General features: G+C 59.3%; 7 protein-coding genes and 2 rRNA genes (1 of these 9 running past the window's edge). 1 reads left to right on the forward strand and 8 read right to left on the reverse strand.

Annotation, left to right across the window (positions count from 1 at the left end):
• Nucleotides 1–29: 29 nt before the first annotated feature.
• The gene (locus AB4O41_RS13225; RefSeq protein WP_460148015.1) at nt 30–977 is read left to right on the forward strand and encodes a LysR family transcriptional regulator; all 948 of its coding nucleotides are present in this window, start codon (nt 30–32) and stop codon (nt 975–977) included.
• On the opposite strand, the gene AB4O41_RS13230 is transcribed toward AB4O41_RS13225, so the two are convergent.
• The 8 genes from AB4O41_RS13230 to AB4O41_RS13265 form a co-directional block, all read right to left on the reverse strand.
• On the reverse strand, nt 974–1,477 hold the full coding sequence (locus tag AB4O41_RS13230; protein ID WP_460148016.1) for an OmpA family protein: 504 nt from the start codon (nt 1,475–1,477) through the stop codon (nt 974–976). The genes AB4O41_RS13225 and AB4O41_RS13230 overlap by 4 nt on opposite strands.
• Nucleotides 1,478–1,482: 5 nt before the next feature.
• On the reverse strand, nt 1,483–2,751 hold the full coding sequence (locus AB4O41_RS13235; protein ID WP_460148017.1) for a diguanylate cyclase domain-containing protein: 1,269 nt from the start codon (nt 2,749–2,751) through the stop codon (nt 1,483–1,485).
• Nucleotides 2,748–3,323: a YfiR family protein gene (locus AB4O41_RS13240; protein WP_460148018.1), complete on the reverse strand. Its 576-nt coding sequence runs from the start codon at nt 3,321–3,323 to the stop codon at nt 2,748–2,750. Before AB4O41_RS13240 ends, AB4O41_RS13235 begins: the two co-directional genes overlap by 4 nt.
• A gap of 116 nt (nt 3,324–3,439) precedes the next feature.
• Nucleotides 3,440–5,548, reverse strand: a complete 2,109-nt coding sequence (recD, locus tag AB4O41_RS13245; RefSeq protein WP_460148019.1) for an exodeoxyribonuclease V subunit alpha — start codon at nt 5,546–5,548, stop codon at nt 3,440–3,442.
• Nucleotides 5,545–9,234 carry an exodeoxyribonuclease V subunit beta gene (gene recB / locus AB4O41_RS13250; RefSeq protein WP_460148020.1) on the reverse strand — a complete coding sequence of 1,230 codons (3,690 nt, stop codon included), beginning with the start codon at nt 9,232–9,234 and terminating at the stop codon, nt 5,545–5,547. Before recB ends, recD begins: the two co-directional genes overlap by 4 nt.
• Entirely contained in the window at nt 9,231–12,683 is a 3,453-nt protein-coding gene (recC, locus tag AB4O41_RS13255) for an exodeoxyribonuclease V subunit gamma (protein ID WP_460148021.1), read from the reverse strand. Before recC ends, recB begins: the two co-directional genes overlap by 4 nt.
• A gap of 156 nt (nt 12,684–12,839) precedes the next feature.
• Nucleotides 12,840–12,955 (reverse strand): 5S ribosomal RNA (gene rrf / locus AB4O41_RS13260).
• 157 nt (nt 12,956–13,112) lie between these two features.
• A 23S ribosomal RNA gene (locus tag AB4O41_RS13265) occupies nt 13,113–13,603 on the reverse strand; it runs 2,401 nt beyond the window's last position.

A 13,603-nucleotide genomic window follows, 5' to 3' on the forward strand; every position in this document is an offset into this window, starting at 1 on the left:
ATAAGAACGCACATAAAAGCCGGTCCATCATGCAAAAAAACATCACATCTTTAGGTTCTTTGAACTGGGATGACCTCAAGTTTTTCCTCGAGGTTGCCCGCACTCGCAAGGCCAGCACCGCAGCCAAGCGCCTGGCGGTGGATTACACCACCGTGTCGCGACGCATCAGTTCGCTGGAAGCTTCGTTGGGCACGTTGCTGTTCGAAAAGTCCCGGACCAGCGGTTTCGTCCTGACTGCCGAAGGCCAGCGGCTGCTGGGTTACGCCGAGTCGATCGAAAGCACACTGCACATGGCCTGCGAGCAGGTTTCGGGCTCAGGCGTGGCGTTGTCCGGCCATGTGCGCATGGGCTGCACCGAAGGGTTCGGCAGCTTTTTCATCACTCCGCAGCTGAGCCATTTCGTCGACGCCTACCCGGCGATCTCAGTGGACATCCTGCCGCTGCCGCACTTCATCAGCCTGTCCAAGCGCGAGGCAGACATCGTCATCGCGCTGGAGCGGCCGGAACACGGCCCGTATGTGTGCTGCAAACTCTGCGATTACAAATTGCAGCTGTATGCGACTCAGGACTATCTGGACAAGCATCCACCGATCCGCCGCCCGGTAGACTTGGGCAAGCATCAATTCATCAGTTATGTGGACGATTTGGCGTTCAGCTCGGAGCTGCTGTACCTGGCGAATGTGTTGCCCGGTGCCAGTGCCAATCTGCGCAGCACCAGTGTGATCGCACAGTTCGTGGCGGCGCAGCAGGGACGGTCACTGGCGATTCTGCCGTGCTTCCTGGCGGCTCAGGACCCGCGATTGCTGCCGGTGTTGCCGCAAGAGATCACCATTACCCGGCAGTTCTGGATGTACTGCCGGGAAGACCTGCGCAAGCTCAAGCGGATCACGTTGTTGTGGGATTACATCCGTGCCGTCACCGAGCAGAATCAAGGGCTGTTGATGGGGGAAAGTCGGGAGATGTTGTTCGCCGATTAATCCGCGCTCACCACGATCGACACCCGACGGTTCTCGGTGCGTCCGACCACGGTGTCGTTGGAAGCGACGGGCTTGCTACTGCCCAGGCCGCGCAGTTGGATGTTTTGTTCTTTTATGCCGACTGCGGCCAAAACCTTGCCGACGCTTTTTGCGCGACGTAGGGAAAGCTGTTCGTTATAGGACTCTTGGCCCGAAGCATCGGTGTGGCCGTCGATTCTCACGCGCTCGATTTCCACACTTAATAACGCCTTGCCAATGCGCTCGACGATCTCGGTACTGGCGGGATTGAGACTCTCGACATCGCTGCCGAACAAAACTTTGCCTGACAGGCCGTAGGCCCAACCATCGTCAGTCATTTCGAAACCTTGCTGCTTGAGTACGGCGATCTGCGCCGGGGTCAGGCCTTTTTGCGGTGCCATCTGGCAACCGGTCAATGCCAGCAAGGCCAGGAACAGGGTGATCGTAAAAAGTCGCAGAGAACGCTGATTGAAGGTGAACACAGAAATTAGCTCCTGGTTTGAACATGGACGACAGGGAGCTCCGCCCCTGCCGTTTGCTGCGCGCCTCGGGAAAGGCGTTTGGCCTGGTACATCGCGGCGTCGGCAGCATGGAGCAACTCACCCGGGGTGACCCCATGATCGGGGTACACGGCGATGCCGATACTGAGTGAAGTGAACACCTGGATACTGCCCGGCAAGGGGATTGGCGCTTCCATGCTGGCAATGATTTGGTTGGCAATCCGTTCGGCGTCTTCGGCCTTGTGCAGCGGTGTGAGCAGGATTGCAAACTCGTCGCCGCCCAGACGCGCGACCAGGTCCTCTTCACGCAGTTGTGCACGAACCCGGGTTGCCACGGCGACCAGCACCGCATCGCCGGCAGCGTGGCCGAAGTTATCGTTGATTTCCTTGAACCGGTCGCTGTCGAGAAACAGCACGGCCACTTGCTCGTCCAATTTGCCGGCATTGCGCAAGGCACGCATCAGGCGGCCTTCGAAAAATGCTCGATTGGGCAGTCCGGTCAGACTGTCATGGCTGGCTTGGTGGGCCAGGGTTTCGTTTTCGCTTTGCAGGTGGGTCTGCCAGGACTCGAGCTCATCGAGCAAGGCATTGAAGTCGTTGCCCAGGTTGTCGAGTTCGGCAATGTCGGCGGGCGGCACGCGCTGGTCGAAGGCTCGCTCGCTGCGGGCAGCGTGAGCCACGGCAGCCAGGCTGCGCAAAGGGCCGGTGATCCCCCGCAATTGCCGCCGCGCCAGATAGAGCGCAACCCAGGCACTGATGGCGGTACACAAGACGATTCCCACCAGTCCGCTGAGCAAAAAACTCATCAGGCTGCCACCGTGCCCGACCAGCAGGATACTGCCGATTTCCTGACCTTGATGGACGATTGGCATGCTGATGGGCTTTTCCAGAATCACCCGGGCGATCTGCATTTCAAGATCCGACAACAATCCCGTTTCCGCTCGTTGCCAACGTGCGAGCAACTCGCCTTGCTCGTCCATCACCTGTGCGTCGGCCACTTCTTCAGTGGATGCGATCAACGCCAGCGCCTCAGTGGCGGCGACCTTATCGTTGAACACCACCGCGGCTTCCACGGTGTAATTGATCGAACGGGCGATCAGGTGCAGGTTGTTATCGGCATAAACCCGCAAGGCCAGAACACCCAGCAGGGTCAACGAAACACTGGCCATGGCCACGCCCACCAGGGCGACGATCAAATGCCCACGGCCGATAACCGACCCTAAGGTCGGACGTATACGAGATTTGAATAGACTCATGGTGCCGCCGGTTTGCGGCGTGACAGTTGCAGCACACTGGGATGAATGCGCACACCGCTGCGGGCGACCGAGTCGAGGTTCACCTCGAAGGACACTTGTTCATCGCCGACCCGCAAACAGAACAGACTGCCGACGGTGCATTGATCGCCGTCTTCACTGATGCTCACCACCGGGCGTCCTGTCAGCGAGGCGAATAATCGACTGCGTTCGTCGCTGGTCAGCTTGCCGATGTATACCGCGTCACACTCACCGGCAATCGCCGGGTTGTCGGCCAAAAGCCGTCGCACGGTCACAGGCCGACCAGTGGCCTGGGTTGTGCCCTTGACCAGGTCGTCGGTGTACTCGGTAGGGCCGACTATGCACAGACGCAACTGTTGAGGCTCAACAGGCCACCGGGCATAACTGAGGATCCCGAGCACCACCTGAGTGACCGATCTGGCACGCTGGTCGGCCTTGCTCAGGGCGATTTCCGGCTGAGCGAAGGCAACGCCCGTCAACAAACAGAGAAGGCCGGCAAGCAGCACTTGCTTGCAGCCAACAACGCGCTCTGTCGCCCAGACAGCCACCTTCATGCAGGGATTCTCTTCGATCGCAACGAAATGATGCCGCAACGATAGCACAGCACCGAAACACCAGCGAGGCCACGCACCACGGCACTTCTGACAGATTCCGTCGTCTGCGCCCCTTTTCAGTGACCCGGCTCGATCCCCTCTTCCAGCTCCAGCATCAACCCGCTCAAACGCTTGACCTTACGCCGCACGGCCTCTTCGAATACGCCGGCGCGAGGCTCAATCAGGGTGAACCAGTGTTTGGCCCGGGTTATTCCGGTATAGATCAGTTCCTTGGTGAGCACAGGGTTCAGGGCGTCCGGCAGAATCAGCGCCGTATGGGCAAATTCCGAGCCTTGGGATTTGTGTACGGTCATGGCGTACACGGTGTCGACATCGTTGAGCCGACTTGGCAGGACGAAGCGCACACCGCCTTGCCCATCGTTGCGCGGGAAGGCCACACGCAGTACTTGCCGTCCAGCGTCGGGACCCTCACGTTCCGGCAGCTTGAGGGCAATGCCAATATCGCCGTTCATCAACCCCAGGCCATAGTCGTTGCGAGTCATCAGCACGGGTCGACCTTCGTACCACTGGTGGTCGCTGTCGATCAGCCGAGCCTTGAGCAGCGCGTCGGTCACTCGCTGATTCAAACCTTCCACCCCCCAAGGCCCTTTGCGTACCGCGCACAATAGCTGGAAGGCATCGAAAGCTTGCAGCACCAGTCGAGCCCAATCGACCCAGCATGGATCGTCGAGCGGGCTATCGAGCGGCGGCCGCTGACCGCGCAAAAGACTCAGGTAATGCCGATAACCTTGCGGCCCCACGCCATGACCTTCGAGCAACAACCGCTCCAGCGCCCGGTCCTGCTCACCCTTGAGAGGCAGCGAAAATACGTCGCCATGGCTTCCAGCCGCCAATAACTTGCGGGCTTCCTCGGGTTGCTGCTGGTTGACCCAACGGGCCAACTGGCCAATGCCGCTGCCCTCGCCGAAGCGCCGTGAGTGACGCAGCATCACGACTTGCTGAGCCAGGGGATGCGCTCCGTTGATATCTTCGTGCAAACCGCTGCTTCGGAGGTTTTCACCGCTGACTGCCTCCAGCCACTGGCGTGTCTGCGGGCTGTACCAACCGGCTTCGGCATCGCGGCACAGATCGCCCAGGACGGCACCGGCCTCTACCGACGCCAGTTGATCCTTATCACCGAGCAGCACCAGACGGGCATGGGCCGGCAATGCGTCGAGCAGATTGGCCATCATTTCCAGGTCGATCATCGAGGCTTCGTCCACCACCAATACATCCAGCGGCAAGCGATTGCCGGCGTGGTGCCGGAAATGCCGGGTACCTGGACGACTGCCGAGCAAACGGTGCACGGTGGTCACATCCGACGGGATCTTCTCCCGCACCGTTTCAGCAACTTCCAGGGTTTGAACCTGTTGGCTGATGGACTCGGTCAATCGTGCGGCAGCTTTGCCAGTGGGTGCCGCGAGACGAATGCGCAGCGGTTTTCCGGCCTCAATCGCGGGAGCCTGGAGCAATGCGAGCAAGCGCACGACCGTGGTGGTTTTACCGGTTCCCGGGCCGCCGGTGACGATGCTGAATGCGCTACGGGTAGCCAGGGCGCAAGCGAGCTTCTGCCAGTCGATCACTTCATCAGGCCTGGCTGGGCCGAACAGGCCGGTCAGGCGTTGGGGCAAATCACTCGGTGTTGTTTCGCGTGCAGCCAGGCGCTGACGCAGGGCGTTATCGATCCGCCGTTCGTAAGCCCAGTAGCGGCGCAGGTACAGGCGTTTACCCGACAGCACCAACGGCCGGTGCTGCGCGGCTTCACGCCCGTCGACGGCCAGAGCCACCAGGGTGCTGGACGCCAGGACCTTGCACCAATGAGCACCCGCCAACGCCTCAAGCAGTTGCGACGGCAGCAACATCGCGCCACTTTGCAGATCACCTTCCGGCGGCAGCGACAGGGCGAAGTCCGGCTCTTTCAGCGTTTCGAACAGATCCAGGCAAACATGGCCGTGGCCCAACTGGTGACTGGTCAACGCCGCAGCCAGCAACACCAATGGATCGTCGTCGGGGGCGAGTTCGTGGAGAAAGGCCACGAAGGCCTTATCCAGCGCCCGCAGCCAACCGCGTTCGACCCAGCGGGTGAGCAGCAGCAACAAGTCATCTGCGCGACTCAGGGGGGCCAGATCCGCCAGACTTTCGGCCGCCAATGGCGTGGGCAACAAATCGGCGAAGGTGCGACTCATAGCAGTACTCCCTGTTCCCAGGCGGGTTCGGCCTTGGGCTCTGGCTTGCCCTGGAACAACCGGTCCAGACGCTCGATCAGCTCCCGTGGCGGACGGGCGAAATACACACCCTGACTGGTCGCGCGAGTACCGCGAAGGAACAGGTACAACGCCCCACCGACATGCCGGTCGTAATCGTAATCGACCAGCCGTGCCTTGAGCTGGCGATGCAAGGCGAGCAGGTACAACACATATTGCAGGTCGTAACGGTTATCGAGAATCGACTGCTCCATGGCCTGCCCGGTATAGGCCGCGTCATCGACGCCCAGCCAGTTGGATTTGTAGTCAGCGACGTAATAACGACCGTCGTGCTCGAACGTCAGGTCGATGAAGCCTTTGAACATGCCATTGAGCAGCACCGGTTCGGCGGCCACCCTGGCCACGCCGTTGTGGGTGTATTGGCGCACCAGTTCATCAAGTTTGAGCACATCGACTTTATGACTGGCGAACCAGAACTCCATCTCGACCCGGTATTGGGTCAGTTGCTCGAACACCACCGGTGCCTGCCCGCCGCCGATGTGCAGCGGGGATTTGAGAAAATGCTGTAGCCAATCACTCAACGTTGTGATCCAGCCTTCCCAGCCACGGCGATTGCAGCGGCGGGCGATGGCGTCTTCCACAGTTTGTGGTGCAGCGGCAAAACCTTCGTCACCGGCCCACTCGAGCAATCCATGGAGAAAAGTGCCGGGGTTTGGCCCGCGAGGGAATCGATGGATATCCGCGCCGCCAGCAATCACTTCTCGCGGCGCTTGCGGATCGAGACGTTCGTCGTCAAAAAGCTTTTGCGCTTGCGGGCTCTCCGGGGCTTCGTCACTGCCCACACTCAGACTGTCGCCAATGCGCAAGGCGCTGTAGGAGGCGATCCACCAGTTTTCGCTAGCCTTGCGCTTGGGTATCAGCGGCGCAAGCAAGGTCGCTTCATTGCGCGGCGGAAGGTAAAGCTCGGCGCTCGCTTCAGGCATTTCACCGTAGTTCAGCGCCGGGCAGTCCTGCTGCAAATCTTCCAGCCAACGCCGCAACCCTGCCGACTCGGCCAATGGCGCACCACCGCCCAACAGATAACCCAACGCTGAAAGGTGCAACGTCGAGCCGTTGTTATTGCCGCGCTTGAGGTCCGTCACACCGAGCCAGCAGGCATGTTGTGCCCGGGTCAGGGCGACATAGAGCAGCCGAAGATCTTCGGCCAAGCGCTCATCATCGGACTGGGCGACCAACTCCGGCGTGGGCTTCAAGCTCACCTGAGCCTTGCCCGTCGCATCGTGGTAATACAACGGCAAACGGCTGCCATCCACTGGTTTTGCCGAGCAAATGAACGGCAGAAACACCAATGGATATTCAAGCCCTTTGGATTTGTGGATGGTCACAACCTTGACCAGTTGCTCGTCACTTTCCAGGCGCAGGATCTGTTCTTCGCCAGCCTGACCGGACAACGCAAGATGCTCGGACAAATGACGGATCAGGGCTTGCTCGCCATCAAGCTCGGCGGCGGCCTGCTGTAGCAGCTCGGACAGGTGCAGCAGGTTGGTCAATACTCGCTCGCCATCGTTACGCGCGATCAACGCCTGGGGCAGTTGGAAGTCGTGCAGCAAACGTCGCAGCATTGGCAGCACACCCTGCTTGCGCCAGAGCTCGCGATAACCGCGAAACTGCATGACCCGCGCTTCCCAGGCCAGTTCGTCCTGATTCAGCCGCTCCAGTTCAGCCAGCGAAAGGTTCAGCGTGATGCACGCCAGCGCGGCGCGAAGGGGACGCTCGACATCCGGCTCGGCACACGCCTTGAGCCAGGTCAGCAGGTCATGAGCTTCCTGCGCAGCGAACACGGAATCCTTGTCTGACAGGTAAACACTGCGCACACCGCGGGCCGAAAGTTCGCCACGCACGACCTGGGCCTCTTTGCCGTCGCGCACCAGAATCGCGATATCCGCCGGCAGCAAACCTCTGAAGTCCTTAGCGTCCTGGATGAAGCCAGCACGACCTTGCTGACCGCCATTGAGCAGCGCGGTGATTTCACTGGCGCAGGCGGCGGCCAACTGTTGTCGATACACCGCGCCAGACAGTGGCTGATCGGCGGACAAGTGCCAGATGCTCAGGGCCGGCACAACCTGACCATCAATCTGCAGGACTTCTTTGCGCCCTTGGGATTCGACGGGCAGGAACGGTACCGGGTTCTCGCCATTCTTCTCACGAAACAGGAATGCTCCGCGCCCCTGCTCACGAGATTCGGCGCGCTCGAACACATGGTTCACCGCATTGACCATGCCATGACTGGAACGGAAGTTGGTGCCAAGGGTATGCAGGCGGCCAGTGGTGGCCTGCCGGGCACGCAGGTAAGTATAAATGTCGGCCCCGCGGAAGGCATAGATCGCCTGCTTCGGGTCACCGATCAGAAATAGACCGGTTTCAGGATTGTTGTCTTCGATGCGATAAATGCTCTCAAAGATTCGATACTGCACCGGGTCGGTGTCCTGGAATTCGTCGATCAACGCGACCGGGAACTGCTCTCGGATCAGTGTCGCCAGGCGCTCACCGCCTTCGGACTGCAAAGCCGCATCGAGGCGCAGCAGCATGTCATCGAAGCCCATTTCCGCGCGGCGACGCTTTTCTTCCTCGAACCGTGCACCGACCCAGTGAGCGGCGTGTTGCAGCACAGCGGCATCGGGGGTCGGCAAACCATCGAGACCGGTCTTGAGACCGGCCATTGCATCGAGACCGGGATGACGGGGAGCTTCACCCTTCCAGGCCTCAGCCATACCATCGGGGGTCAGGCGAGTGAAGCCGGTGCCAATGTCCAACTGCTCGAGAGATTCGTCTTCGGCCCAGGCCCGGAGCTTTTCGAACCAGGGTTCGAAGTAGCGCGGCTGCATCTTGCGGCCATCGACGCTTTTGCTCGCGACGCCTTGGTGACAGATGGCAAGCAACTCATCCGCCCATTGGCGCCAGGGCATCTTGAGTTCGAGCAAAGCGGCCCGTCGCTCCTGCAGGCACTCGGCAATCAACTCGGCAGGCTCTTTACCTGCAACGCTGTCACGCTCGCTGGCGAACAACCCACGCACTCGCGGCAACAACGCCGCCGGGCCGCCCCAATTGCCGCGAACCCAGTTCAGTGCATCGCCTTGCATTGGATAGCAGAACAGTCGCCAGTAGTCGCGCAGGACTTCGCCGAGCAAATCGCTGTGATCAGTTTCCAGGGTCTGGGTGAACAGGCTGCCACTGTCGAACGCATGTTCGCGCAACATGCGCTGGCACCAACTGTGGATGGTCGATACCGCCGCTTCATCCATCCACTGGGCGGCGATGTCCAGGCGGTTTGCACAGCCGGACCACTGTTCGGGGAGGTACTGCTCGCGCAATTCGGCAATAAGGCCATCCGGTGCCGGTGTCTCATCGCGGAAAAACCGTGCGGCCTCAGCCAGCCGTGTGCGAATACGTTCGCGCAGTTCTTTGGTTGCGGCATCGGTGAAGGTCACCACGAGGATTTGCGGCGGCAGCAACTCACGGCCAAAACCACTCGACTCACCGCCGTGGCCAAGGACCAGGCGCAAGTACAGCGCAGAAATGGTGAAGGTCTTGCCGGTGCCGGCGCTGGCTTCGATCAGTTGGCTACCACGCAGAGGGAATGCCAGGGCCAGCGGTGTTTTCGTGCTCATGAGCGTGCCTCCTCGCTGCTCAATGAACGCCAGGAGGCCTCAAACAGCGGCCGATACAAAGCGCTGCACCAATCGGGGAAGGTCTCGTCGGCAATCAGTGCATCGTAATCGGCGTATTGCCGAGTGAGTGCCGGGCTTTCGCGGCGCTCGCCGTCAGTGGTCTGGCCATCGCCTTCATAGGCCTTGCGGGCAGCGGCGTCAGCTTTGGCCGGGTCGGTTTGAGCGAGCCAGGCGAACGCTGTTTTTACTGCAATCGGCAGCGGCTGGCGCATGCCCGATTGCCAGGCCAACAACAGATCGCCCAGAACCCTGGATGCTGCCGCCTCCTCTATCGGACCGAGCAGCAAACTGTCGTCGCTGGCCACCAACGCGGTGGTCATCGGCATGCCGCTGGCACAGGCAACCAGGTGATTGACCCAAGGTCGCGTCAGGCGATGCCATTTGCGGGCCTTGATCGAACCGATGCTGTTGGGAATCGTAGTCACCGACAACAACCCGCCATCTGCGCGTTGATGCAGGCCACTGAGCCAACCCTCCAGACGCAATCCTTGTAGTTCCAGACTCACCGGCAACGCGCTGGTGAGCGGGGTCGGCCATAACGCCAGAAGTTGCTGATAGCGCAGCAGCAAATCCGGCAACGGCTCGATCAACTCTCGCTGAAGACATTCGCCAAAACCGGCCATGGGCAAGAGCCCGCTGTTTTGCAGGCGTTTCGCCTGCGCCTCCAGTACCTGATCGGTTTGCTCCAATTGCCCCAGCGCCGCTTCGAGCAAGCTGTCGCTGAGGCTATAGCGTTGCAGCGCGTCGAGTACAAATGGCTCTTCATCTGCCAAAGGCACTTCGGCAGCCTCGAAGAACACTTTGAGCCGCTGACTGAAGAAATGTCGTACAGGATTGCGTAGAAAATCCTGCAACTGACCCAGACTCAGCGGCTCGTCCTGGACGTAGGGTTCAAGTACTTCGATATCATTCGCCAGATCACTGGCTTGATGAAGAACCTGCCACTCGCTGGCGTAGCTGAATAGATCATCGCCCTCATGAAAGTAGCGAGCGCTGAAAGGTTGCAACGGGTGTTCCTGGGTCATGGACTCAAGCAGGTCATCATTGTCATCGCACAGTCGCCAGCCGCTACCGAGATGGTCACGCAACTGCCCTATCAACACCGAAGCAGGGCGCTCGCTGTTGTCCCGAATACTGCGGCCGACCCAGCTGATATAGAGCTGGTCGCGTGCTGACAACAATGCTTCCAGCAACAGATAGCGATCATCTTCGCGTCGGGACCGATCGCCGGGGCGGTAGTCACTGCCCATCAGGTCGAAATCCAGCGGCGGTTGCGCACGAGGGTAATCGCCGTCATTCATGCCAAGCAGGCAGACCAGCTTGAAGGGGATCGCTCGCATGGGCATCAAGGTACAGAAGTTGACGGCCCCGGCGAGGAAACGCTGAGACAGACGACCTTGGTCGAGACCCGCCAGCCAAGCTTCCCGGACTACAGTAAGAGGCAACTCGTCTTGCAAACCTACGGATTCGCAGGTTTCAAGCCAGGTCTCTCGAAGCTCTTCGAGTTGGGCCAGCAAGTAGTCATCATGCTCGTTACTGGCCAGGAAGAATAACTGCACCAAAGCTTGCAACCGCGAGCCCCATTGTTTGGGCGCTGCCGGTTGAGTGAGTTCCTGATGGGCAATTTCCAGCGCATCCAGCAGGGCGACCAAAGGACCTATGAGCGCAGCATCCAGACCACCAATCTCGTCGTAGGGTTCGATCCCCTCGCAGGCACTGCCACTACCCACGGCATAACCCAGCAGCATCCGTCGCAGACCGAAACGCCAACTGTTTTGCTCCAGCTCTTCAGGCAGGCCCAGCCCCGCGCGCTGCTCGGCGTTCATCCCCCAGCGGATACCTGCGCCTTCAATCCAGCGATGCAAGGTCGGCAGGTCACGTTCCTCTACGCCAAACCGAGCGCGTAATGCCGGAACGTCCAACAGATCGAGGATTTCGCTGACGGGGAAGCGACTGTCGGGCAGTTTGAGCAGATGCTCGACAGCGATCAATAGCGGATCCCGGCCGCGCTGACCTTGATCCGCAAGCGTGAAAGGAATGAAGCGCGGATCAAAGCGATCAAGCTGACCAAAGACAGCACGGATGTGCGGGGCATAACTGTCGATGTCCGGGACCATCACGATGACATCACGAGGCTTCAGGTCTGGGTCAGCACTGAATCGTGCAAGCAACTGATCGTGGAGTATCTCCACTTCACGCTGAGCGCTATGGGCGATGTGAAAACGGATCGATTCGTCCTTTTTCAGATCGACAGCAGGCCAACGCTCGCGAGTCTCGTTCAGGGGACGCAATTCCAGGATGTCGTCCTGCAACTGATTGAGCATCTTCTGTGGCTGGTTTTCGCTGAAAAGGTCGATACGCCCGTCACGAAATGCCGAGCGATAGCTATTAGGATCGTCGTAGCTGTCGAGCAGATTAATGTAGTCCCGCCCCTGCTTACCCCACGCGGCCAGTAGCGGGTGGGCATGCTGATGGAGTGTTTGCGAGTCAAGCACAACTGGCATGCCGCTCTTGCGAGCCTGACGCTTGTACTGATGTCGCAACAGATCTTTATCGGCGACGATATCCGCCCAATGGTGACGACATGGGTTGTGTACGCACAGCAAGACCTGGCTGAATCGAGCAAGCCCGGCAAGCGCTTCCAGGGCTTGAGCAGGCAGTGAAGAAATCCCGAAAACAATCACCCGTGACGGCAAACCATTGGGCGCTACGTCGAGGCTATTGATGCGCTCGATAAAGCGTTGGTGAACGCCTGCACGGCTTTGCGCCATGCCTTGTTCACCGACATCCAGCAACAATGCACGCCACAGCTCCGCTTGCCAGCAGTTGGCCGGGGTCAGGGCTTTGGCTTCGCCTCTGCCATTTCGTAACTGATGACGACCTTCTGCCCAGTCTTCGAGCCAGTCGGCACGGTAGACCTGATATTGGTCAAACAGGTCTGCCAGTCGCTCCGCCAATTGATAGCGTTTACGTAAGTCGGTGTCATTGGTAAGGAAGCGTTGCAGGGGTTCGAAGTGCGGTTGGTTGATCAACTGTGGTAGCAGACGCATCAGACGCCAGGTCAGCGGGGCCTTATCGAGCAGGGATTTGGCCGGAATTTCATCACGTCCCAGCACCATACGATAGAGCTGCCACATGAAGCTGCCCGGTAACTGCACGTCGATGGCGGCAGCGATTCCGCAGCCGCCCATGTCGTCATCTTCGGGGTCTTCGGCCAGTGCCAGCTTCAGCCATTGGGCGATGCCGTTACTCTGTACCAGAGCGATTTCATTTTCCAAGGGAGCCAACGGGTAGCGCCGCATCCAGCTGACCACCAAGCTGCGCAACTCGTCCAGGCGGTTGCCGTGAACCACCATAAAACCAGCATTGAGGGACGTAGCGTCCGGCATAAAGGCTTCCTTGGGAAAATACAAAAGCTAGGGCCGAACCTTAGCACTGTCGTCAGACTGTGACAGCCGAAAGCGGTCCGATGATGCTGTACGAACTTTCCTGCGGACAAAACAAAACCCCTACCTGCATACGCAGATAGGGGTTTCGGAATTTAATCTTGACGATGACCTACTCTCACATGGGGAAACCCCACACTACCATCGGCGATGCATCGTTTCACTGCTGAGTTCGGGATGGGATCAGGTGGTTCCAATGCTCTATGGTCGTCAAGAAATTCGGGTACTGAGTCGTGACCAGGTGGCCTCGCTTCAGCAAATTGGGTATGTGACAGCTTGGTGTTTTGTGAGCATTTCGAACTTTCGGTTCATTTCGTCTTCACACACCGCAATCTGATGCTCTTTCGAGTAGTCAAATTGCTTGGGTGTTATATGGTCAAGCCTCACGGGCAATTAGTATTGGTTAGCTCAACGCCTCACAGCGCTTACACACCCAACCTATCAACGTCGTAGTCTTCGACGGCCCTTCAGGGGACTCAAGGTCCCAGTGAGATCTCATCTTGAGGCTAGTTTCCCGCTTAGATGCTTTCAGCGGTTATCTATTCCGAACATAGCTACCCGGCAATGCCACTGGCGTGACAACCGGAACACCAGAGGTTCGTCCACTCCGGTCCTCTCGTACTAGGAGCAGCCCCTCTCAAATCTCAAACGTCCACGGCAGATAGGGACCGAACTGTCTCACGACGTTCTAAACCCAGCTCGCGTACCACTTTAAATGGCGAACAGCCATACCCTTGGGACCGGCTTCAGCCCCAGGATGTGATGAGCCGACATCGAGGTGCCAAACACCGCCGTCGATATGAACTCTTGGGCGGTATCAGCCTGTTATCCCCGGAGTACCTTTTATCCGTTGAGCGATGGCC

This window comes from Pseudomonas sp. S2_A02 (assembly GCF_054668495.1).